This window comes from Stenotrophomonas sp. 22LJNL06-5-1 (assembly GCF_056861455.1).
In genome coordinates, this window is the sequence record NZ_JBSPUE010000002.1 from 380,906 (window position 1) to 403,023 (window position 22,118).

Annotated in this window: 18 protein-coding genes; 8 read left to right on the forward strand and 10 right to left on the reverse strand. The window is 68.3% G+C overall.

What is annotated here, in order from left to right:
- The first annotated feature begins 56 nt into the window (after positions 1–56).
- From AC13GF_RS07380 to AC13GF_RS07405, 6 genes are all read left to right on the forward strand, one after another.
- Positions 57–710: a DUF3348 family protein gene (locus tag AC13GF_RS07380; RefSeq protein ID WP_483004160.1), complete on the forward strand. Its 654-nt coding sequence runs from the start codon at positions 57–59 to the stop codon at positions 708–710.
- Between the two features lie 10 nt (positions 711–720).
- A complete protein-coding gene (locus AC13GF_RS07385) occupies positions 721–2,985 on the forward strand; it encodes a DUF802 domain-containing protein (protein ID WP_483004161.1) in 2,265 nt (754 codons plus the stop codon).
- Entirely contained in the window at positions 2,982–3,620 is a 639-nt protein-coding gene (locus tag AC13GF_RS07390) for an OmpA family protein (protein ID WP_006449800.1), read from the forward strand. The genes AC13GF_RS07385 and AC13GF_RS07390 overlap by 4 nt, the downstream gene beginning before the upstream one ends.
- Entirely contained in the window at positions 3,538–3,993 is a 456-nt protein-coding gene (locus AC13GF_RS07395; protein ID WP_483004162.1) for a DUF2894 domain-containing protein, read from the forward strand. Before AC13GF_RS07390 ends, AC13GF_RS07395 begins: the two co-directional genes overlap by 83 nt.
- 225 nt (positions 3,994–4,218) lie before the next feature.
- Positions 4,219–6,537 (forward strand): TonB-dependent receptor, encoded by a 2,319-nt coding sequence (locus tag AC13GF_RS07400; protein WP_483004163.1) that lies wholly within the window; start codon positions 4,219–4,221, stop codon positions 6,535–6,537.
- A 21-nt stretch (positions 6,538–6,558) separates the two neighbouring features.
- The gene (locus tag AC13GF_RS07405) at positions 6,559–8,016 is read left to right on the forward strand and encodes an esterase-like activity of phytase family protein (protein ID WP_483004164.1); all 1,458 of its coding nucleotides are present in this window, start codon (positions 6,559–6,561) and stop codon (positions 8,014–8,016) included.
- A 32-nt stretch (positions 8,017–8,048) separates the two neighbouring features.
- On the opposite strand, the gene AC13GF_RS07410 is transcribed toward AC13GF_RS07405, so the two are convergent.
- The 10 genes from AC13GF_RS07410 to AC13GF_RS07455 form a co-directional block, all read right to left on the reverse strand.
- Positions 8,049–8,495, reverse strand: coding sequence for an REP-associated tyrosine transposase (locus AC13GF_RS07410; RefSeq protein WP_483004165.1), 447 nt, complete (start codon positions 8,493–8,495; stop codon positions 8,049–8,051).
- A 144-nt stretch (positions 8,496–8,639) separates the two neighbouring features.
- Entirely contained in the window at positions 8,640–9,398 is a 759-nt protein-coding gene (locus tag AC13GF_RS07415; RefSeq protein ID WP_483004166.1) for a 2,3-dihydro-2,3-dihydroxybenzoate dehydrogenase, read from the reverse strand.
- Positions 9,389–13,279: an amino acid adenylation domain-containing protein gene (locus tag AC13GF_RS07420; RefSeq protein ID WP_483004167.1), complete on the reverse strand. Its 3,891-nt coding sequence runs from the start codon at positions 13,277–13,279 to the stop codon at positions 9,389–9,391. Before AC13GF_RS07420 ends, AC13GF_RS07415 begins: the two co-directional genes overlap by 10 nt.
- On the reverse strand, positions 13,276–13,533 hold the full coding sequence (locus tag AC13GF_RS07425; RefSeq protein ID WP_046986169.1) for a phosphopantetheine-binding protein: 258 nt from the start codon (positions 13,531–13,533) through the stop codon (positions 13,276–13,278). Before AC13GF_RS07425 ends, AC13GF_RS07420 begins: the two co-directional genes overlap by 4 nt.
- The gene (locus AC13GF_RS07430; protein ID WP_483004168.1) at positions 13,533–14,165 is read right to left on the reverse strand and encodes an isochorismatase family protein; all 633 of its coding nucleotides are present in this window, start codon (positions 14,163–14,165) and stop codon (positions 13,533–13,535) included. The genes AC13GF_RS07425 and AC13GF_RS07430 overlap by 1 nt, the downstream gene beginning before the upstream one ends.
- Positions 14,165–15,817: a (2,3-dihydroxybenzoyl)adenylate synthase gene (locus AC13GF_RS07435; RefSeq protein WP_483004169.1), complete on the reverse strand. Its 1,653-nt coding sequence runs from the start codon at positions 15,815–15,817 to the stop codon at positions 14,165–14,167. Before AC13GF_RS07435 ends, AC13GF_RS07430 begins: the two co-directional genes overlap by 1 nt.
- Entirely contained in the window at positions 15,814–17,007 is a 1,194-nt protein-coding gene (locus tag AC13GF_RS07440; RefSeq protein WP_483004170.1) for an isochorismate synthase, read from the reverse strand. The genes AC13GF_RS07435 and AC13GF_RS07440 overlap by 4 nt, the downstream gene beginning before the upstream one ends.
- On the reverse strand, positions 17,004–18,200 hold the full coding sequence (locus AC13GF_RS07445; protein ID WP_483004171.1) for an MFS transporter: 1,197 nt from the start codon (positions 18,198–18,200) through the stop codon (positions 17,004–17,006). The genes AC13GF_RS07440 and AC13GF_RS07445 overlap by 4 nt, the downstream gene beginning before the upstream one ends.
- Before the next feature lie 153 nt (positions 18,201–18,353).
- Positions 18,354–18,665 (reverse strand): DUF3817 domain-containing protein, encoded by a 312-nt coding sequence (locus AC13GF_RS07450; protein WP_049403974.1) that lies wholly within the window; start codon positions 18,663–18,665, stop codon positions 18,354–18,356.
- A gap of 125 nt (positions 18,666–18,790) precedes the next feature.
- Positions 18,791–19,726 carry a TIGR03571 family LLM class oxidoreductase gene (locus AC13GF_RS07455; RefSeq protein ID WP_483004172.1) on the reverse strand — a complete coding sequence of 312 codons (936 nt, stop codon included), beginning with the start codon at positions 19,724–19,726 and terminating at the stop codon, positions 18,791–18,793.
- A 66-nt stretch (positions 19,727–19,792) separates the two neighbouring features.
- Between AC13GF_RS07455 and AC13GF_RS07460 the strand changes: the two genes are divergently transcribed.
- Complete coding sequence (locus AC13GF_RS07460; protein ID WP_126927961.1) at positions 19,793–20,242, forward strand: GNAT family N-acetyltransferase; 450 nt, start codon at positions 19,793–19,795, stop codon at positions 20,240–20,242.
- Between the two features lie 129 nt (positions 20,243–20,371).
- Positions 20,372–21,892 carry a thioredoxin family protein gene (locus tag AC13GF_RS07465; RefSeq protein WP_483004173.1) on the forward strand — a complete coding sequence of 507 codons (1,521 nt, stop codon included), beginning with the start codon at positions 20,372–20,374 and terminating at the stop codon, positions 21,890–21,892.
- Positions 21,893–22,118 lie beyond the last annotated feature (226 nt).

Consider the following 22,118-nt stretch of genomic DNA (forward strand, 5'->3'; position numbering starts at 1 on the left):
ATCCAGGCCGGGTCATCTGGTTGTAAAATCAACGGTTTTTGGCCCCTCACCCCTTGATGGCGAACGCAGCGCAGCCGGTCCTGGGTGGACCGGAGTTCCTCCGCCTGCTCGCCCGTCTCAGCGACGGCGCGATGCCGGCCAGCAGTCCCGCCCTGACCGATCGCCTCGGCCAGTGGGTGGACTGGAGCCGTGCCGTGGCCCTGTCCGGGGCGCTCGGCGGACGCCTGCCCGAGCCCGGTGAAGCCGCCGAAGCGGTCGAGGATGTGCTGGCCGACTGCGCCCAGGCGCACGCCAGCCTGTTGGCCTCGATCCGTGAGGATGCCGAGGCCGAGCGCCTGCTGGACCTGGCCGAAGCTGCCGCTGCACCCAACTTCGCCTCGCTGCGCCAGCGCTACCGGGTGCTGCAGCAGGCCATCCAGACCGCCACCGGGCGCCTTCGCGGCCGCCTGCGCGACCAGCTGGTGCAGGTTTCGCCCGAGCTGGCGCGGCTGGCCGAGGTCGATGCGGTGATGGAACAGACCCTCACCCCGCGCGAGCACAGCCTGCTGGCCACCGCGCCGGCAGTGCTCGGGGCCCGATTTGAACGCGTGCATGGCCAACCTGGCTGGCGCACGGCCTTCCGCCATGACATGCGCACGCTGCTGCTCGCCGAGCTGCAGCTGCGCTTCCACCCGATCGAAGGGCTGCAAGACGCCCTGCGCTCCCACTGACCGGAACACCATGTCCAGAACTGCTTTCCATGTCGTTGTTTTCCTTGTCGGCCTGCTGGCCGTGTGCTGGATCGGCATTGGCTACGTTTCGGTGCATCCGCTGGGTGCAGCGGTGGCGGCGATCATCGCGGCCTGCTACATCGCCGGTGGCGTGGAGCTGTACCGCTACCGCCAGGCCAGCAACGGCCTGCGCAACGCACTAAGTGACCTGTCCAGCGCGAAGGAAAGCCTCGCCCCCTGGCTGGAGCGCGTGCCGGTGGGCCTGCGCAACGCCGTGCGCCTGCGCGTGGAAGGCGAGCGCACCGCCCTGCCCGCACCGGTGCTGACCCCGTACCTGGTTGGCCTGCTGGTGCTGCTGGGCATGCTCGGCACCCTGCTGGGCATGATGGACACGCTGCGCGGCACCGGCCTGGCCCTGCAGAGCGCGACCGACATGGCCGCCATCCGCGGCTCGCTGGCGTCGCCGGTGCAAGGCCTGGCGGTGGCATTTGGGACCTCGATCGCCGGTGTGGCCAGCTCGGCCATGCTCGGCCTGCTGGCAGCGCTGCTGCGCCGCGACCGCCTGCAGGCCGTGCAGCAGCTGGACCGCGCCATTGCCGGCGACCTGCATCCGTACTCGCAGGCCTGGCAGCGCGCCGAATCGCTGCGCCTGCTGCAGGCACAGTCTGCGGCGCTGCCGGCGCTGGTCGACCGCCTGCAGGCGATGACCAGCGCGTTCGAACAACACAGTTCGGCTGCCAATGAGCGCCTGCTCGCCGGCCAGGCCGAGTTCCTGACCCAGAGCCAGGCCCTGCAGGAACGCCTGGCGGTGTCGCTGCAGCAGTCGCTGCGCGAAGGCGCCGAAGCCAGCGCCGCCGCCATCGGTGGCGCGCTGCAGCCGATGGCCGAGACCACGCTGGTTGGCCTGGCCCGTCACGGCGAGGCACTGCACGCCCGCGTCGAGCAGGCCGTGCAGCAGCAGCTGGCCGGCCTGAGCGACGGTTTCGAGCGCAGCCGCGTTGCAACCGAGGCCAGCTGGGCCAAGGTGGTGAGTGAACAGACCCAGGCACAGCAGGCACTGGTTGGCGATCTGCGCCAGCACCTGCAGGCCTTCAGCGATGGCCAGGGCACGCATGCCGAAGCGCTGGTCACACGTATCGGCGAGCGCCTGCAAGCCGATGCACAGGGCAATGCGGAGGCCTTGCGTGCCGCCGCCGAACAGCAGCAGGCCCTGAACAGCGCGCTGGTCGAACGCCAGCAGCAGGCGCTGCTCGCAGCCGGTCAGCAGCTGGACGAGCACGCGCAGGCGTTGCTGCAGGCACTGGAGCAGCGCCACAGCGCCAGCCAGTCGCTGCTGCAGGACCACGAACAGCAGCGCTCGCAGGATTGGCAGGCCGCGCAGACCGCCGCCGCAACCGCGCATGCCGAACTGCAGGCCAGCCTGGACAGCCGCGAGCAGCAGCGCCAGGCGCGCTGGGACGCGGTCAGCGCCGAGCTGCAGCAGGCCCACGCCACGCTGCAGGCGCAGCTGCAGGCCGGCGACGAACAGCGCCTGCAACGCTGGAGCGATGCCTTGCAGCACGTTTCCACCGACCTGGCCGAGCGCCTGCAGGCCAACGGCGAACGCCTGGCCGCGCAGCAGCAGCAGGTCTGCGACACGCTGGCCGAGACCGCACAGCAGATCGGCGAGAACGGTCGCGCGCAGGCCAGCGCCACGCTGGCCGAAGTGTCTACCCTGCTGCAGACTGCCGCCGCCGCGCCGAAGGCTGCTGCCGACGTCATCAACGAGCTGCGCAGCACGCTCTCTGAAAGCCTGGTGCGTGACAACGCGATGCTGGAAGAACGCGGCCGCCTGCTGGCCACCGTGCAGACCCTGCTGGACGCGATCAATCATGCTTCGCACGAACAGCGCACCGCCGTGGACGCGCTGGTCGGCGGTTCGGCCGAGCTGTTGGAACGCGTCGGCAACCGCTTCACCGACCATATCGCCGCCGAGACCGGCAAGCTGGATGGCATTGCCGCAGCGCTCAACGGCAGCGCCGGTGAAGTCGGCCAGCTGGCCGGCACCTTTGGTGAGGCGGTCGCGCAGTTCGGCAGCGCCTCCACCGAGCTGTCCGGCCGCCTGGAACAGATTGGCGGCGCACTGGATGCCTCGCTGGCCCGCAGCGATGAGCAGCTGGCCTACTACGTGGCGCAGGCGCGCGAGGTGGTCGACCTCAGCCTGCTGTCGCAGAAGCAGGTGATGGAAGAACTGCAGCAGCTGGCCGCGCGCCGCAGCAAGGCCGGTAGCGCATGAGCGACGAGCTGGAGGTCGACGGCGGCTCACACGCCCCGATCTGGGCCGCCTTTGGCGACCTGATGTCGGTGCTGCTGGGTGCGTTCGTGCTGATCCTGGTCGGCGTGGTCGCCGTGCAGCTGGAGCTGTCGCAGCGGCTGGACCAGGAGGTGAAGCAGCGCCAGGCCGAAGCCAAGCGCCTGCAGACGCTGGAACAGGCGCTGGCGGGCCCGTTGGCGGCCGGTCGCGTGACCCTGGTCGACGGCCGCATCGGCATCAGCGGCAGCGTGCTGTTCGCGCTGAACTCCGACCAGCTGCAGCCGGAAGGCCAGGAGCTGCTGCGCAGCCTGGCCGCACCGCTGGCCGCCTACCTGGGCAGCCGCGAAGAGATCCTGATGGTCAGCGGCTTCACCGATGACGCGCCGGTGCGCGAAGGCAACCGCCGCTTTGCCGACAACTGGGAGCTGTCCGCGCAGCGATCGCTGACCGTAACCCGCACCCTGATCGCCGATGGCGTACCGGCCGACGCCGTGTTCGCCGCCGCGTTCGGCAGCGAGCAGCCGGTCAGCTCCAATGCAAGCGAAGACGGCCGCGCACGCAACCGCCGCGTGGAGATCGCGCCGATTCCCAAGCCCAAGGCTCCGGATGCCAAGTAAGCCACCAGTGCTCGAAGGCCTGCGCGCACTGGTGCGCGACCTTGATGCGGGGTCGCGCTCGCTGCCGCATTACCCGCAGGTGCCGATGCTGCAGCAGGTGCAGCGCGAGTGGTCCGAGCTGCGCAGCGAACTGCAGGTACGCCGCTCGCTGCGCACCGAGGCTCCCGCCGATGGCGGCCCGCTGAACTCGGCGGTGCTGGTGCAGCGCATGCTGGACACGATGCAGGCGACCAGCCCCGGTTACCTGCGCCACTTCATCGATTATGTGGATACGTTGTCGTGGCTGCAGGCGCTGCAGGATGGCGCCGCCAGCGGTGCAGATACCGCGAAGCCGAAGCGCACGCGCAAGCCGCGCCAGACACCAAAGGGGTAGTGCCGGCCGCTGGCCGGCAACGGATTGATGGGCTGCCGGCCAGCGGCCGGCACTACCACCTCACAACAACTGAACATGTCACCAGACAGTCATCTGTCTAGCGCACCATTTTCACGTTGACCCACGGCGCCTGCAGCGTCCGCAGTCACCTCTGTTGTCTCCCCTTTCAAACTCCATGAGCTCCGCGCCCATGCGGTGGCTCGTGCCTGCCTGAGTGTCCGTAACATGACGAAAACTTTGTTGGCCGCCGCGCTGTCGATCGCGCTCGCACCCGCGGCCTGGGCGCAGGATGCTGCCCCGACCTCCAGCACGCCCTCCGCCACCACCCTCGATGCGGTCTCGGTGATCGGAAGCGGTGAAGCGCGCCAGGTGCAGCGCATCACCCGCGAGAACCTCGACATCCTGCCGCCGGGCACCAGCCTGCAGAAAACCCTGAACCTGCTGCCGGGCGTCAACGCGCAGTCGGCCGATGCGCTGGGCACCAACGAGCAGTCGATGACGCTCAGCCTGCGCGGCTTCAACTCCACCCGCCTCGGCTACACGCTCGACGGCGTGCCGCTGGGCGACGGTGCGTACAACAACTACAACGGCCTGACCATCAATCGCGCGTTGATCAGCGAGAACATGGCCGGCGCCGAGCTGGCGGTGGGTATCGGCAGCCTCGGCACGCCGTCCACCAGCAACCTCGGCGGTACCATCTCCTATACCTCCGACCGCCCGGCCCAGGAGCTGGGTGGCCGCGTGGTGCAGACCTTCGGCAGCGATGCCAACCGCCGCACCTTCGTGCGCGTGGACAGCGGCGAGTACAACGGCTTCTCCGGCTACGTCTCCGGCATGAATGCCGTCTCCGATCTGTGGAACGACCAGACCGCCTACAACAAATCCACCACCAAGCAGTTCAATGCCAAGGGCGTGTGGAACTTCGACCGCGGCCAGATCACCGGTTTCGTCGATACCTCGCGGACCACGCAGGCTGACTACTTCTACCTGTCCAAGGACGAGATGTCGCGTGGCCTCGGTTGGGACTGGGGCGGCTACGCGCCGGACTGGAACAAGGCGGTGGCCAAGGCCTACTGCAATACCGCCAGCCTCAACGCGAAGAAGTGCGACAACAGCGGCACGGACAAGGATGCCGATGGTGCCTTCACCGCCGGGCAGATCCTGCGCGACGACAACCTGTACTACCTGGCCGGCGATTTCTTCCTGGCCGATGGCTTCAGCCTGCGCGCCCTGGCCTACCACCATGATGACCGCGGCGAAGGCCACAACTGGAACAGTGGCGCGTGGTCGAACAAGGGCACGGCGCAGGAGATTCCGATCATCTTCCGCAACACCATCTACACCATCGACCGCGATGGCGGCACGCTGTCGTTCGACTGGGAGCTGGGTGCACATCGCATCGAAGGCGGCGTCTGGTACGAGCGCAACACCAGCAGCGCCGAGCGCTACCAGACCGCCGTGGATGGCCCGCGCGACCTGAGTGGCATGAATACCCTGCCCTCCGACGTCGGCGTGTTCGCCCAGCGCACGCGCTGGAAGACCCATCAGTTCTTCCTGAAAGACACCTGGCGCCTGCTTGATGATCGCCTGACGCTGGAGTTCGGTGCCAAGAGCCCGCATGCCACCTCCGATGCACAAGCACTACCGGGCGACGCGAAGACGCCGATCTCGCCGACCTCGAACAACCAGTTCGCCACCGGTTCACTGAAGGCCAGCAAGAATTTCCTGCCCAGCATCGGCGCCAACTTCCGCCTGGCCGAGCACCACGAGATCTTCGCCAGCTACGCCGAGAACATCGCCATGTTCCAGGGCGGGTTCAAGCTGGGCCCGCAGGCGGTCAGCCAGGCCACCTGGAATGCGCAGGGCAACCTGAAGCCGGAGGAATCGCGCTCGCTCGAAGCCGGCTACCGCTTCGTCACCGATACCCTGCAGGCCTCGATCGCCGCCTACAGCGTGCGCTTCGACAACCGCCTGCTGCAGTACAACCCCTGTGACTCGCGCCAGCCGGTCGGCCCGACCTGCGGCAACCGCTTCTACAACGTGGGCGGCGTCGACAGCCGCGGCGCCGAGCTGACCGTGCTGTGGACCCCGAACGAGCACTTCAGCTGGTACACCTCGGCCTCGCTGAACCGTTCCACGTACGCCTCCAACTACGTGCAGGCCGGTGTCGAGCAGCAGATCAAGGGCAAGATCCAGACCGACACACCCAAGCAGCTGCTGGCCACCGAGATCACCTGGCGCGACAACGGCTGGTTCGCCAGCCTGCGCGGCAAGTACACCGGTGAACGTTTCTACACCTACACCAACGACCAGGGCTTCGGCGGCTTTACCGTGTTCGATCTGGCCGGTGGCTATGACTTCGGCCAGGTCGGCTTCGCCAAGGGCATGCGCCTGTCGTTCAACGTGACCAACCTGACCAACAAGCGCTACGCCAGCAACCTGGATTCGAGCGTGTTCGCACCCAGTGACCCGGCCGGCAAGCTGTACGTGTTCCATGCCTCGGCACCGCGCCAGGTGTTCGGTACGATCGACCTTCGCTTCTGATTGACCGCCTGGAGTCCACTGATGCTCGCGACCACGCTGCTGCTGGCCACCCTCACCGCCAGCGGATACTCCGCTCCGCATGAGGCGACGGGCGCACCGCCGCGCACCCTGCAGCTGGGCGGTCGCACCTATGTGGACAAAGGCCTGGTCGCCGCCGGGCGGCTACCCGCGGGCACGGTGGACTTCCTGGGCGATACGCTCGGCTCGTTCTCGTCGCTGGCGGTGCAGCCCGGCACCTGGAAGCGCACCGCCAGCGGCTATGAAGGCGTGCTGTGGACCCTGCCCGACCGCGGCCGCAATGATCCCGAGGCCGGCCTGTTCTACGACTACACCGGCCGCGTGGAGCGCATGCAGCTGCGCATCGACATTTCCCCGGGCAAGTCCGAGCTTGGCACGCTGACGATGGTGCCCGACAAGGGCGTGGTACTGAAGGATTTCAACGGGCAGCCGTTCACCGGTGCCGACCCGGGTGACCACACGGTCACCCAGCGCCAGGTGGTGCTGCCCTCGCCCGCCAGCGGCGCTGGTGCGGGCAAGGTCTCGCTGGATGCCGAGTCACTGCAGTTCACCGCAGATGGCCACTTCTACGTCGGCGACGAGTACAGCGCCAACGTCTACTACTTCGATGCGCGGGGCCAGCTGCAGGGTGTGATCGTGGCACCGCCTGCGATCCGTCCACAGCGCGAAGGCAAACCGGCGTTCGGTTCACTGGCGCCACCGCAGACCGGCCGACGCAACAACCAGGGCGTGGAAGGCATGGGCCTGTCACCCGACGGCACCCGCCTGTTCGTCGCTCTGCAGAGCGCCACGCTGCAGGACAGTGCGCAGGGGAACGCGGCGGGCCGCATCAACACCCGCGTACTGGTCTACGACGTGACGGCCTCGCCGACGCCACAGCAACCAATCGGCCATTACGTGATGGCCCTGCCCGCCTACGCGCATGACGGCAAGGGCAAGCTGGACCGCACCGCCGCGCAGAGCGAGCTGCGCGCGCTGGACGACCATCGCTTCCTGTTGCTGGCCCGCGACGGCAACGGGCTGGGCAAGGACGGCGATGACCCGATCGTCTTCAAGTCGGTGCTGCTGGTGGATGTGGCCGATGCCAGCAATCTGGCGGGAAGCAACCATGAATCCGGTACGGCCTCGGTGTTGGCCAACCCGGCGGACACCGTGTTGAAGGACGGCATCGTGCCCGCACGCAGCGACGAACTGCTGAACCTGCTGGACCGCCCGCAGCTGGCCCGTGCCGGGCTGGATCTGGACACCAAGCGCGGCCCGCATGCCGGACTGCTCTCGGAGAAGTGGGAAGCCATGGACGTGCTGCCGGCACTGGACCCGCAGCACCCGAACGACGTACTGCTGCTGATCGGCAACGACAACGACTTCATCGCCCGCCACTGCCGCATGCAGGGCCAGGCCTGCGACAGCGCGTACGACAACGACAACCGTGTGCTGGTGTACCGCCTGACCCTGCCCTGACTGCAATGGGTAGTGCCGGCCGCTGGCCGGCATCACAAGCAGCACGACCACGCATACGGATACTCACCAATCTGCCCAGTAATACCAGCGCGTACCGGATTCCCCAGGATGTACAGCGCTTGCCCCGCCAGCGACTCCTCGGCCCTCACGGCATGGTCGAAGTAACCAGGCTGCCAGACCGTACATCGACGCCCCACCAAGCGATTCAGCGCAAGCGCGCTCGACGATTTCATCCGGCGTGCGATGTCTGGAAGGTGAGCTGCGCGCAGCTCGAGCATCCAGTGGACGTGATCCGGCATGACTACCCATGCGTGTGACTGTACGAGCCCGCGCTGTTCGATGTAGTGGAACTGGTCGATTACACATGCTGCTGAAGCTTCGCTTTCAAGGAGCCGGCGGCGCTGGTGTGTCGTGGTTGTCAGAACGTAGGACTGGCCGATGATCGAGTGACGGCCCAGGCGGAGGCGATGGCTGCTCATGCGCCATGGTGGGTCGATCATTGGGCGTTGGCTGTCAGGCCATGCCTCGATGGGGGTCGGGAGATGTCTGAAGTTGAATGAGGTTGCCGGCCAGCGGCCGGCACTACCAGGGATCATGCATTGCCGGCCAGCGGCTGTTGGAGCTCAACCGCGCAGGGTGGCGCCGCCGTCCACGTACAGGTCACTCATCGCCACATGTCCGGCCTGTTCGGAGAGCAGGAACATCACCGAGTGCGCGATGTCCTCGGGGGTGGCCAGCTTGCGCAGCGGAATGCCGGCCTTGTAGGTCTCCAGATTGCCGGCGATCACGCGCTCGGCACCGCGCTCGTCCTGCCACATGCCGGTCTGCATCGGGGTCAGCGTCGATCCCGGGGCGACGATGTTACAGCGGATGCCCAGCGGCGCCAGTTCCAGCCCGAGGCAGCGGGTGAACATCGTGGCGGCGGCCTTGGATGCGGCGTAGGCGGCCATGCCATGCCGCGGCACGCCGGCCGCATTCGAGCTGACGGTAACCATCGCGCCCTGCCCGCGCGGCGACATCACCCGCGCCAGCGCACGACCGACATGGAACACGCCATCGGCATTGACCGCGAACACCCGGCGCCAGTCATCGTCGCCGGTTTCGGTGACACTGCCCACATGCAGTACGCCGGCCACGCTGGCGGCCAGCATGATCGGCCCGATACTGGACTCGACCTGATCCACCAAGCCGTCCACCGCGGCGCTGTCGGTCACATCGAGTGCGAACGACCTGACCCGGGTATCGGCCATGCGCGGTACCTCGCGATCGGTCGCCACCACCGTGCAGCCGGCCTCGGCCAACAGCCGTACCAGCGCCTCTCCGATGCCACCGGAGGCACCGGTCACCAATGCCACGCGGCCATCAAAACCGGTCAACTGCATGTTGCGATCTCCTCTTGCTCGTCCCATTGGCGCAGTCGCGCCGACAGCCACGGCGCCAGCTGCGCCACCGCATCGCGGCCGGTCAGTTCGGCGTGCAGGAACGGCAGTTCCAGCGCCTGCACCTTGCGCGCGTGGGTCCGCCACAACGCCGACTGCAGCTGTGGCCGCGCCTGATGATCCCGGCCAGCGCGGACGTGCACCAGCGTGCCGTCGAACGGTTGGTGGATGTGTTCGCGGATCAGCCGATTGGTGCCGGTCACTGCGCGCACCACGCCATCGAGCACCACATCCGGCAGGCTGCCGAGTGCACTACCGCCACGTCGCAGGAACGCCAGAATGCGTTCACGGCTGTCCAGTTCCGGATGCGCATCCGGATCGTGGCCGGCAATCGCCAGCAGTGCCCGCAATGCAGCGATGGCATCGGGTTCCGGCTCGGCCCGCCAGCACTCGCTGGGATAAGCGTCCAGCAACACCAGCTCGCCGACCTCGCGGCCGATCTCATGCAGGCGCACCGCCATCGCCTGGGCGAGGATGCCACCCACCGACCAGCCCAGCAGATGCACCGGCCCCTTCGGCTGCAATGCGACCACGCGCTGCACGTAGTCGTTGGCCATCGCCTCGATGCTGCTCGGCAGCGGCTGCCGCGCGTCCAGTGCCGGCGACTGCAGGCCGTACACCGGGCGTGCCGGCTGCAGTGCCCGGGCCAGGGTGCGGTAGTTCCAGGCGATGCCACCGGCCGGATGCAGCACGAACAGCGGCGTGGGCCCGGCAGCGTCGGTCGCGGCCAGCGCGATCACTGGCCCCAGTGCGTGATCGGCCAGCGCCGGCGGCTCGGCAATGCGAACCGCCAGCGCGGCCACGGTGGGCTGCGCGAACAAGGCACCCAGACCCAGATCGCAGCGCCAGCGCTGCTCGATGGCCAGCAGCAGGTGCACCGCCGACAGCGAGTCACCGCCGAGACTGAAGAAATCCGCATCCACCGCAACTGGCACTTCACGCCCGAGTGCCTGGGCAAACAGCAACGCCAGTTCCTGTTCCAACGGAGTGCGCGGCGCCAAGCCGGCAATTTCAAATTGTGTTGGTTTCGGCAACGCGTTGCGGTCGAGCTTGCCGTTGGCGGTCACCGGCCAGTGGTCCACGCCGACGAATGCCGAGGGCACCATATAGTCCGGCACGCGCGTGGCCAGGTGGCTGCGCAGCGTCACGGCATCGGCAAGCGCCGCTGGCACATAGGCCACCAGCCGGGCATCACCCGGCGCGTCCTGGCGCAGCAGCACTTCCACGCGCTCCATGCCAGGCAGCTCGCGCAGTGCCGCCTCGATCTCGCCCAGCTCGATACGCAGGCCGCGTAGTTTTACCTGATGGTCACTGCGGCCGAGATACTCAACGGCACCATCGTGGCGCCAGCGCGCCACATCACCGGTGCGGTAGATGCGCTCGCCCGGCAGGAAAGGATCCGCGAGAAAGCGCTCCGCAGTGAGATCATCGCGACCGAGGTAGCCGCGTGCCAGCTGCACCCCGCCCAGGTACAGGTCACCGGCCACACCGACCGGCACCGGCTGCATCCGGGCGTCCAGCACGTACAGGCGGGTGTTCCAGACCGGGAACCCGATCGGCACCGGCCGCGAACGATCCTGCGCCGACGCCGGCCAGTAGCTGACATCCACCGCAGCTTCGGTCGGGCCATACAGGTTATGCAGTTCTGCGTGCACACGCGCGTGGAAGCGGTCGCGCAACGCGGCATCCAGCGCTTCGCCACTGGTGAAGACCCGGCGCAGCTGCAGCCCCGCCGAGGCCGGCGCAGCCAGGAAGGCATCGAGCATCGACGGCACGAAATGCGCCGTGGTGATGCCATGCCCACGGATCAAGCGCGCCAGTTCAGTGGGATCGCGGTGTGCATCGGGCCCGGCGACCACCAGCGTGGCCCCGCACAGCAGCGGCAGGAAGAATTCCCAGACCGAGACATCGAAGGTGGCCGGGGTCTTCTGCAGCACGCGGTCGTCGGCACGGATGCCGTAGTGCTCGCGCATCCACAGCAGGCGGTTGACGATGGCACGATGTTCGACGACCACTCCCTTCGGCTCGCCGGTCGAACCGGAGGTATAGATCACATAAGCCGCATCGCTGGGCGCAGGATCGGCCCATGGCGCGGCGAAACTCAGCGCAGTCCACTGCTCCGGCGCAAGCACCGGCACACCGGCCATGCGCGCCGATACGTCCGTCGCAGCCAGTACGCACACCGGCTGCGCCGAGGCGAGGATACGCGCCAGCCGCTCGTCGGGGTGGGCAAGGTCCAGCGGAAGATAGGCCGCGCCTGCGCGCAGCACTGCGACCAGCGCGAGCACCAGGTCCAGTGAGCGCGGCAATGCCACCGCCACCACGCGGCCCGGGCCGATGTCCATCGCCCGCAGCTGTGCCGCCAGCGCGAAACTGCGCGCTTCCAGCGTTGCGTAATCCAAGACAGCGTCGCCGAACACCAGCGCCGGCACGTGCGGATCCCGATCCATGCCCTGCTGCAGCAGCTCGACCAGGGTCGTCTCCGGCAGCGCGTGCGCGGTGGCATTGAAGTCCTGCAGCACCTGCTGCGCCTCCGCGGGCGTCGCCAGAGGCACGGCTGCGATATCGTCAGCCTGCAGCGCCGCCGACACGAAATGCAGCAGCCGCGCCGCGTGCGCTTCGACATCCTCGCGACTGTACAGCGCGGGATTGGCCTCGATCTCCAGGTCCAGCAGGTGCTGGCCGTCGCCACGGAAGCCCAGCGTCAGATCATCCACCGGCCCGGTGCACAGCACCTCCAGCGTCGCCTGCACGCCGGTCAGCGCCAGCGGCTTGTAGAACGGCTGCACGTTCACCAGCGGACCGTGCAGGCGCTGCTGCGCGCCGACCAGGCCCAGGTCCCGGCGCAGCTGCTCGCCGCGATAGCGGCCATGCTTGCGGCCCTGGCTGAGCTGGCGACCCAGGCCGCGCGTAAAGGCCTCGACGCTGCCCTCGCCGGCCGCCACGCGCAGCGGCAACACGTTCATCACCATCGCCGGCACCCGCGCCGACGCGTTGCCGAGCCGCCCCATGTAGGGCACGCCCAGCACCACTTCATCGGCAGCGCTCATCCGCCGCAGGTACTCGGCCGACAACGCCGCCAGAACGTCGGGCCAGGCCTGCAACCAACGTACCGAGGCCTGCAGCAGCTGCTCACGAAATGCCGCATCGAGCGGTTGCACCCAACGCAGCGCGTCGTCGCTGGCCGCGAGCGTGCCGGCCAGGCCCACGCCCGCCGGTGCGCCCTGCATGTGCTCGCGCCACCATTGCCCGGCCTGCGTGCGGCGCGGGTCGGCACGATAGGCGGCATCATCGGCCAGCACGCCCGCCAGCCCCGGCAGTGGCTCACCCGTACGACCGGCATACAACGCGCACACGCGATCAGTGAACAGCGCCATGCCGTAACCATCGGTGGCCAGATGATGCACGCGCAGGTACCAGACCCAGCGCTGCCCGCCCAGCTCAAGCAGCACCTGCTGGCTGATCCGGTCGCGGGTGGGGTCGACCGGGCTCATCCGGTCGGCGTGCATCAGGCTGCGTGCCGCAGCAGCAGCGTCCGCCTCGGCGGAAACATCACGCACCGAAAGCAGCGGCACGTGTGCCGGGTCATGCCACTGCAGCGGCTGGCCATCGGCCCCTTCGGCAAAGCGCAGTGCAAAGGCCTCGGCCTCGCCCGCAGCCTGGTCTGCCGCTGCGACGAACGCGGCCACGTCCAGCGGGCCGTCGATCCACACCGCGTGCGCGGTATTGAATGACGGGTTGTCCGGTGCCAGCCGCTGTGCGAACCACAGTCCAGCCTGGGCCTCGGTCAATGCCACCGGCGTGGCCAGCGCGACGGCGTTCATGCGTTCTGCGCGGCCTGCAGCGTCTGCACCACGTTCCACCACTGGCGCAGCGTGGTGTGTTCGGCCAACTGCGAGAACTCCAGCGGCAGGCCCGTGTTGCCCCAGGCCAGGACCAGGCCGAGCATGCGCATCGAATCCAGGTCCAGGTCGATCAGGTTGTCGTCGTCACCGATCTCGGCCGGCGTGCACTCCAACACGCGCGCCACATCGGCACGCATCCGCTCCAGATCCAGCACCTCACCGGTGGCAGCCATCACAGCACCTCCAGCAGCTGGTCGGTGGTCATCGGCACCCCGCTGGTACGCGCGATCCAGTGCAGCGCCTGATCGTGATCGGCGCGCGAGAAGTCCGCCACCGCATCGGCGGCGATGAAGGCCTCGATATCACGCTGGAAGGCTTCGACCACGGTCGCGGTGCAGCCGATATGGGCGTACACGCCGGTCACCAGCAGCTGGTCGCGCCCACGTACCCGCATCAGCGTCTCCAGGTTGCTGCGCTGGAACGCGCTGTAGCGGTGCTTCACCAGCACGTGCTCGCCCGGCTGGGGTGCCAGCGCCTCGATGATCGGTTCGTGATCGGCGCTGCGGCGCATGCCCGGCCCCCACAGGTCGGCCTGCAGGCCACGGTCACGGCGATCCTGGTCGCCATGCTGGGCGGTGTAGAACACCGGAATGCCGTGCGCGCGGCAATGCGCCAACAAGCGTGCGATGTTGTCCACGGCCGGCCGCAGCGGCGCGTTGCCAGCGTCGAATGCGGCCAGGAAGTAACGTTGCATGTCGTGCACCAGCAGCGCAATGCGATCGCGCTGGGGGCGCCACGGGCCACGCGCCTGCGGGAGTTCAGCGGCGGTCGGCAAGGGGTAATCGGTGATACGGGGCAGCGCCATCAGCGCGTTCCTCCTGTCTGTTGCAGATGACGCGCACGCAGCTGCGCGCGCAGTTCGCGGCGGCTGATCTTGCCGACCGCGGTGGTATCGAAGCTGTCGACGAACACGATCTGGTCCGGCACCTTGAACGCCGCCAGGCCGCGCCCGCGCATCCAGGATTTCAGAGCCGGCGCCTTGAACGGTTCGCCCTGCGGAATCACGAAGGCGCAGCTGCGCTCACCCAGATACTCATCGGGAATGGAGACCACGGCGGCGTCGAACACGCCGGGGTGGGCCAGCAGATGATCTTCAATCTCTTCGGCGGAGATCTTCTCGCCGGCTCGGTTGATGTGGTCACCCGCGCGGCCCTGCACCACCAGGTAGCCTCCGGGCAGCTGCTGCACACGGTCGCCGGTGCGATAGAAGCCGTCGTCGGTGAACGAGCGCGCATTGGCCACCGCATCGTTGTGGTAGCCACGGATGGTGTACGGGCCACGGGTGAGCAGATGCCCCACCTCGCCTTCGGCCACCGGCTGGTCATGGTCATCGACCACGCGCACTTCGTCGTCCGGACTGATCGGCCGGCCCTGGCAGGCCACGATCAGTTCCTCCGGATCATCCAGCCGCGTGTAGTTGACCAGGCCTTCGGCCATGCCGAACACCTGCTGCAGCGTGCAGCCCAGGCCGTCGATCACCCGTCGTGCGGCTTCCGGCACCAGTTTGGCACCGCCCACCTGCAGTACCTGCAGGCTGGACAGGTCATGCTTGCTGGTGGCGGCGGCCTGTGCCCACAGCAGCGCCAGCGGCGGCACCAGCCCGCAGCAGGTCACCTGTTCGCGGGCGATCAGCGGGAAGGCCGCATCCGGCCCGGGGCCGGGGCTGAGCACCACGCGGGCACCGGCATACAGCGCGCCGAAGAAACCAGGCGAGCTCATCGGAAAATTGTGCGCGGCCGGCAACGCGACCAGGTAGACGCTGTCGCGGTCGATGCCGCAGAGGTCATTGCTGGCACGGAACGAATAGATGTAGTCGTCGTGGGTGCGCGGAATCAGCTTGGACAGCCCGGTGCTGCCTCCGGAAATCTGCAGGAACGCCACCGACTGCGGATCCGGATCGGCCGGCAGCTGGCTGCGATCGCCCTGCAGCGCCTCCAGCGCGATGAACTCCGCCGCCTCGCCGTCGATCACCACATGGCGCACGGCCGGCATTTCGGCCTGCAGCGCCCGCGCCAGCCCGCGATGATCGAAGCCATCGTGCAATGCGGTGGTGATGTAGGCACTGGCTTCAGCCTTGTTGGCGAAGTGGACCAGCTCGGTGATGCGGTGCGCCGGCAACGCGTACACCGGCACCAGCCCGGCGCGGAACAGTCCACAGACCGTGGTCATGAAGCCTGCCGTGTTGCCCAGCTGCACCAGCACCCGTTCTCCGGGCTGCAGGCCGAGCGCCAGCAGGCCGGCACCAATCCGCCCGGCCTCGTGCCACAGCTGCGCGTAGCTCAGGCGGACATCACCGGCGACCACCGCGATGTCATCGGCATAGCGTTCTGCACGTTCGCGCAGAAACGCCGGGAAGGTCTCGCCACGCCAATGACCGGCTTCGCGATAGCGCGCCACCAGCGCGTCGGGCCACACCTGCTGCAGCGGCAGGCGGGAAGAGTCAGTGGAGGTACTCATGCGGCAGGCTCGATGGCGGGCGCGGATTCATGGACACCCAGCGCGTTCAACAGGGCAGCGAACTTCGCTGCGGTTTCGGCCACCTCGGCCTCCGGTTGCGACTCGGCGACGATGCCGGCACCGGCATACAGGCGCAGCTGCGTGCCCTGCAGACGCGCGCAGCGGATCGCCACATACCAGTCGCCGTCACCCTGCGCGTCCAACCAACCCACGGCGCCGGCATAGAAGCCACGCGGGACCGATTCCAGCTCGCGGATGCGCTGCAATGCCGCCAGCATCGGTGTCCCGCATACGGCCGGCGTGGGGTGCAGCTGCGCCAGCAGTTCGGCGGCAGACGTCTGCGGATCCTTCAGCGTGGCGTGGATGCGGGTGCCCAGATGCCACATGCTGGCGGTGGCATGCAGCACCGGCCGCGGCTGTGCATCGACATGGCTGCAGTACGGTGCCAGGCCCTCGACGATGGCCTCGACCACATGGCGGTGCTCGTCGTGGTCCTTGGTCGAGGCCAGCAGCGCCTGCGCCGCACGCTCGTCCTCGGCGGCATCGGCACTGCGCCGCGCGGAACCCGCCAGCGGATGCGACAGCAGCTCGGCGCCGCGCTTGCGCAGCAGCAGTTCCGGCGTCGCGCCCACCAGCCAGGCCGGCGCTTGGCCCAGCTCCACCGGCAACGGCACCGCATAGGTCGCCACCGACGGATCCGCACCCAGACGTGCCAGCAGCACATCCGGAGACAGCGCCTGGCGGGTATGTGCCAGCAGGCTGCGCGCCAGCACCACCTTCTGCAGGCTCAGTTCGGGCGCGCGCAGTACCTGCACCGCAGCAGCCACCGACGCCGCGTACGCATCCGGCGCAGGCTCGGCCCGCAGAGCGCCGTCCATCGGCGGTGCGGCCTGCGGCTGCAGTGCCAGCGCCGGCAGCAGGCGCTCGGGCTGGTACAACGCATCGTCCGCACGCGGTTCGAACGGCACTGCGCCAACCAGCAGGCCCGGGCCGCCACGCTGCTGGGCAAAAAATTCCGAGACGCGTTCTGCCAATGTCGCCAGTGCACCGGACGGCAGCGCGGCGCGGCAACCGCGTGCGTGCACATGCTGGCCCGCATGCTGCAGCAGGAACAGCGACGCGTCGTCGGTGCTCTCCTGCGGCGCTGGCGCGGCCTCCGGCCACGCGCGCTGCATCAGGGAATCGTTCATGGGGTCTCCTTCATCCGATGCGCTGCAGCCAGCGCGCACAGCAACAGCAGCAGCGCACCGACCAGCAGATAAGGCAGGCTTGGCCCGCCGCGATACAACAGCGTGCCGAGCATCGGCCCGGCCACCATGCCCAGCCCCTGCGCAGCAGCGACGGTGCCGGCGGCGGTGCCCTGCTCGTGCGCCTCCACCGCATCGGCGGCCAGCGCCTGGAACGAGGGGAATACGAAGCCCATGCCAAACGCGGCCAGCGCATACGCCGCCGGCAACTGCCAGGCCTGCTGCACGCCCGCCACCGAAGCAAAGCCGATGCCGGAAATGAGGGCGCCAAGGACGATCCAGCGGCGTGGATGGACCTCCAGCTTCATCACCAGCGCCTGCGCCAGGATCAGGCCGACACCAACGGCGGTGAGTGCGATGCCGGCCATGCGTGCACCAGCCGCGGCATCCAGGCCCAGGCGATCAATCGCGAAGAAGCCGACCGTCACCTGCGCGATGGTCACCGAGACCATGGCGATGAACGCTGCCAGCTGCGGCAGGCGCAGGCGCGTGTCGAGGCGACTCATCGGCGTGCGGCGCTGTGCGGACGCACCCACCACGGGCGGCGTGGCCGGCAGCCGCCAAGCCAGCAACGCCAGTGCCAGCAACGGCAGCAGCGCGGCCACGTACAGCGCCAACGACAGGTTCGTATAGGCCAGCCAGCCCGCGGCGGCCGGGCCGAGCACCATACCCAGCGCGTTGGCGCTGCCCAGGCGGGCGAGGAATTTCGCACGTTGGCCGGTCGGTGCCTTGTCGGCGATGAGCGCGGCTGCGGTAGGAGGCACGGCGGCGTAGAACAGGCCGATCAGGCCACGCGCACCGACCAGCACCAGCACTGACACCAGCACCGGCGGCACCGCCTGCAGGGCGACGTCGATGAACACCGCCAGCGCGATGTAGACCACGGTGTAGGCACTCATCGCCAGCATCAGCACGCGCTTGCGGCCGATGCGGTCGCTGAGCTGGCCCCAGGGGCGCGCGGCCAGCATCCACAACACGCCTGCGGCGGTGACCGACAGGCCGGCATGCCACTCGGACAAGCCGAGCATGCGGACCACCGGGCCGATCACAGCGACGAAGGACATCATCGCCATGGTGCCGATCAGGGCAGCCAACACCAGCGCCGGCAAGCCGGGAACGACGGGACGTGCATGCATGGAACACCAGCCGTAACAGGAAAGGATGGGCGGGCGCACCTGCGCGCCCCACCCGGCACCGGCCCTGCTCAGGACCAGACACCACCCTTAAATGATAACGGCTCGTATTTGCATTTGATACCCATTCTCTTGAATGGGCATGCAACAGTGGGTTCAGCGCATTGCACGCAGGCCCAGCAGACCACGGCGCTTGAACCACCACTCCAGCGGCAGCGTCACCAGCGGCGGGATGGCCGCCAGCAGGGCCAGGGCACTGGCCCACCACGGCCAGCGCAGGCGCACCGCCGCAAACAGGGTGACTGCCACATAGACCAGGAAGGCCACGCCGTGCAGGGGCCCGAACACCTTCACCAGTGCCACGTTGGCCATCGGGCCGTACTTCATCCACATGCCGATGAGCAGGCCGGCCCAGGTCACGGCCTCGATGAAAGCGACTGCGGCAAACAGGCGTCCGGTCGGGTGCATGGGGGAACGTTGGGTCACGCGGGGCTCCGGCATCGGGATATCAAATGCGAATGATACGCAGATGCGAACCCCATGTAGAGTCGAGCCGTGCTCGACTGCTGGAGCGTGTCCACCAAGGTGGACACCTACCGGAGCGTGTATGGCAGAACCTGCTCCCCGATCTCACGCAGCACCCCGTCTATCGACCGCCCGTTGTCGACCAGGTTGAACATCACGTGTGCCACGCCCTGCGCATGCACGCGCAGCAGATAGTCACGCAGGCCATCGCGGCCGACCTTCAGGCCCAGCGGCAGCGGCTCGGCTGGCGCCTGCGGATCTGCCTGCAGATCCAGCAGCATCGACTGCACGAACGGTTTGCCTGGCCCACCACGCTGCACCAGCGCCTGTTGCCACAGGCCGATGCGCCCCTCCTGCGCGGCCTCCTCGCGGTGATAGGTGGCCCAGCCTTCGGCCGCGCGCGCGATCCACTGCAGGCTCTGCCGCGCGGTACCCACCACCAGCATCGGGATGCGGGTTGCCGGGGCCGGCAGCACGTCGAAGCCACCGGTCGCCTGCAGTACGGCGGTCCGCTCATCGGCCTCCGGTGACAGCGCCGCGCGCAACAAGGTCCAGCGCTCACGGAACGTCGCCGCCCTGCCCTCCAGGTCCTCGCCGAAGGCGGCGAATTCTTCCGGGCGGTCACCCGAACCCAGGCCCAGCGCGAACCGTCCGCCGCTGATCCGGTCCAGGCTCAAGGCCGACTTCGCCACCTGCAGCGGCTGCCGCAATGGCAGCACGATGGCCGCGCTGCCGACCACGATGCGCTCGGTCGCAGCGGCCAGCATACCCAGCCACAGGAACGGGTCATCCAGCGCGCTCGCTGTCGCGTCCGGCCCCTGCGGCACCATCAGCGGGACATCACGCGTCCACAACGCGGCAAAGCCCAGATCATCGGCCAGTCGCGCAATGCGCCGCGCCTCGTGCGGATCGGCCAGCCCATGTGCGGCGACAGGCGTCATCAGGCCCAGGCTCAGGCCCTGTTGCGGAAACAAGGCAGCGTAAGCAGGATTGAAATCACTCATGCCGCCAGCTTAGCGTGCAGGCCTGCGGCAACGATGACGCGCCGCCCACCACCGGAAGAACACTGCATGCCGACGATCCGCCCTGCCCACGTCGATGACCTGCCTGCGATCAGCACGGTGTGCCTGGCCGCGTTCACTGCGGCGGTCGCGCCTTCGCTCAGCGCGGCCGGCATCGCCACCTTCGGCAGTGTCGCCGCTGCCGAAGCGTTCGGCGCGCGCCTGCAGGGCGACAACCACATCCTGGTGGCCGAGCAGGACGGCCGTGTCGTCGGCGTGATCGAACTGAAGGAGGGCCGGCACCTTGCGATGCTGTTCGTCGATCCCGCCTGCCAGGGCCAGGGCATCGGCCATGCTTTGTTCGAGGCGGTGCTTCCACAGGTGCGCGAGCCGGTCATGACCGTGCGCGCCTCGCTCAATGCAGTACCGACCTACCTGCGCTATGGCTTTGCGCTGGACGGTGACGTCGGCGAGTTCAATGGGTTGGTGTATCAGCAGATGGTGCGGGCAGCGGCCTGAAGGCATCCGCCCGGCGTTGCCCGGCAATGCCCGGTGGGCGTCATGCCCTGCAGCACGCCCGTCATAAGCAAACTGAATCAGCGGGCTCCCCGGCGGTTCCTACAATGGCCTGTCACCCTGCCCTTCGAGATGCTGCCGATGCGCGTCGCGCTTTCCGTGTTGCTGCTGGCTTCGGCGCTGAGCGCCTGCACCCCGGCCCCGGTTTCCACCGCCAACTCCGCCGAGGCACCCGCGCCGGCGTCCGCCATTGCCTGGCGCCAGGGCGATGTGGACGATGCCTTCGCCGAAGCCGTCGACAGCGGCAAGCCGGTGCTGCTGTACTGGGGCGCGGTCTGGTGCCCACCGTGCAACCAGCTCAAGGCGGGCCTGTTCAAGGACCCGGCCTTCATCGCGTTGACCAGCAAATTCGTGCCCGTCTACCTGGATGGCGACGAGGAAGGTGCGCAGGCCTGGGGCGAACGCTTCGGCGTACGCGGCTATCCGACCCTGATCGTGCTGGACCCACAGCGCAACGAAATCACCCGCGTGGCCGGCGGCAATGACGCCGCCGAACTGACCCGGGCACTGACCGTTGCCGCAGGCCGCCGCAGTGCTGTTGCCGCCACCCTGGCCACCGCGTTGGCAACGCCGGACCGACTGGCCACCGAAGACTGGCAGGTACTGGGCGACTACGGCTGGGAAGTGGACGCAAACCGCCTGGCCGGCGAGCGCAGGAGCCAGGACGTACTGCGCCAGTTATCCAAGGCCGCACCGGATGCCGCCCTGCAGCGCCGCTTCGCTCTGCTTGCCTTGGCAACGGCCGAAAAACCCGATGCCTCGCCCACCGAAGTACGCGAGCTGCTGCAGGCAGTGCTGGCGCAACCGGCAGAAGTACGCCGCAACCGTGAGTTGCTGGGCTATGCAGGCGTGCAGCTGGTCAAGCAGGCCAGTGCCGGGCCGGCCACCAGCAACACGCTGGGACAGCAGCTGCTGGTCGCACTGGAGCGCGCAGATGCCGAGCGCGGTGATCGCGCGGACGACGCGTTGTCGCGTGCGCTGACCGAAGTATCGCTGGCCCGCCAGCAGCAGCCGAAGGGCGCACTGCCCGCGGCCCTGGTTGAGCGGGTCAAGCAGCGCGTGGCCGCTGCCGATGCCGCCGCCACCGATGCGCATGCGCGCCAGGCCACAATCAGCAGCGCGGTCTATGCCCTGCGTGAGGTCGGCGACGACGCGGGTGCCGAGGCGCTGTTGCTGGCCGAGCTGAAGCGCAGCGAACAGCCCTACTACTACATGCCCGAGCTGGCCGAACTGGCCGAGCAGCGCGGCGACACCGCCGGTGCGCTGGAGTGGCTGAAGCGTGCCTACGACGGTGCCCAGGGCCCGGCCACCCGCGTGCAATGGGGCGTGCTGTACGTGGAGGGCCTGCTGAAGCTGGCGCCGGACGATGCACCACGCATCGAGCAGGCCACCACCTCGCTGATCGCCGAACTGGAAGCGCAGCCGTCGGGCTACCACCAGCGCACCCGCCAGCGCTTCGAGCGGCTGGCCGGGCAGTTGAAGACGTGGAGTGGCAAGCACCAGGGTGCGGAGACACTGGCGCGGCTGCAGCAGCGGATGCAGCAGGCATGCGGTGACCAGGTGGATGGTGCGTGCAAGGACTGGTTGAGTTGAGTTGATGAAAACGCTGGCAGCGGGCACGTCAGCGCGCCGGTGAGGTTCGAAAAGCGGGTTCTGGTAGTGCCGGCCGCTGGCCGGCAACCCGACCTTCGCTGATTGCCGGCCAGCGGCCGGCACTACCATGCCGCTCTTGCTCCCTTTCACGCATTTCAATCCTTCCCCTTGACCTCAACCAATGTTGAGGTGCGATAACAGTCTCCCCACGGCCAGCCCCCTGGCC

Coding starts and splice junctions, on each gene's coding strand:
- AC13GF_RS07395 (WP_483004162.1), top strand. CDS start 3,538: ATGCAAGCGAAGACGGCCGCGCACGCAACCGCCGCGTGGAGATCGCGC.
- AC13GF_RS07465 (WP_483004173.1), top strand. CDS start 20,372: ATGCTGCCGATGCGCGTCGCGCTTTCCGTGTTGCTGCTGGCTTCGGCG.
- AC13GF_RS07420 (WP_483004167.1), bottom strand. CDS start 13,279: ATGAACGCCGTCGCGCTGGCCACGCCGGTGGCATTGACCGAGGCCCAG.
- AC13GF_RS07435 (WP_483004169.1), bottom strand. CDS start 15,817: ATGAGTACCTCCACTGACTCTTCCCGCCTGCCGCTGCAGCAGGTGTGG.
- AC13GF_RS07410 (WP_483004165.1), bottom strand. CDS start 8,495: ATGAGCAGCCATCGCCTCCGCCTGGGCCGTCACTCGATCATCGGCCAG.
- AC13GF_RS07385 (WP_483004161.1), top strand. CDS start 721: ATGTCCAGAACTGCTTTCCATGTCGTTGTTTTCCTTGTCGGCCTGCTG.
- AC13GF_RS07405 (WP_483004164.1), top strand. CDS start 6,559: ATGCTCGCGACCACGCTGCTGCTGGCCACCCTCACCGCCAGCGGATAC.
- AC13GF_RS07460 (WP_126927961.1), top strand. CDS start 19,793: ATGCCGACGATCCGCCCTGCCCACGTCGATGACCTGCCTGCGATCAGC.
- AC13GF_RS07380 (WP_483004160.1), top strand. CDS start 57: ATGGCGAACGCAGCGCAGCCGGTCCTGGGTGGACCGGAGTTCCTCCGC.
- AC13GF_RS07445 (WP_483004171.1), bottom strand. CDS start 18,200: ATGCATGCACGTCCCGTCGTTCCCGGCTTGCCGGCGCTGGTGTTGGCT.
- AC13GF_RS07455 (WP_483004172.1), bottom strand. CDS start 19,726: ATGAGTGATTTCAATCCTGCTTACGCTGCCTTGTTTCCGCAACAGGGC.
- AC13GF_RS07450 (WP_049403974.1), bottom strand. CDS start 18,665: ATGCACCCGACCGGACGCCTGTTTGCCGCAGTCGCTTTCATCGAGGCC.
- AC13GF_RS07415 (WP_483004166.1), bottom strand. CDS start 9,398: ATGCAGTTGACCGGTTTTGATGGCCGCGTGGCATTGGTGACCGGTGCC.
- AC13GF_RS07400 (WP_483004163.1), top strand. CDS start 4,219: ATGACGAAAACTTTGTTGGCCGCCGCGCTGTCGATCGCGCTCGCACCC.
- AC13GF_RS07425 (WP_046986169.1), bottom strand. CDS start 13,533: ATGGCTGCCACCGGTGAGGTGCTGGATCTGGAGCGGATGCGTGCCGAT.
- AC13GF_RS07430 (WP_483004168.1), bottom strand. CDS start 14,165: ATGGCGCTGCCCCGTATCACCGATTACCCCTTGCCGACCGCCGCTGAA.
- AC13GF_RS07440 (WP_483004170.1), bottom strand. CDS start 17,007: ATGAACGATTCCCTGATGCAGCGCGCGTGGCCGGAGGCCGCGCCAGCG.
- AC13GF_RS07390 (WP_006449800.1), top strand. CDS start 2,982: ATGAGCGACGAGCTGGAGGTCGACGGCGGCTCACACGCCCCGATCTGG.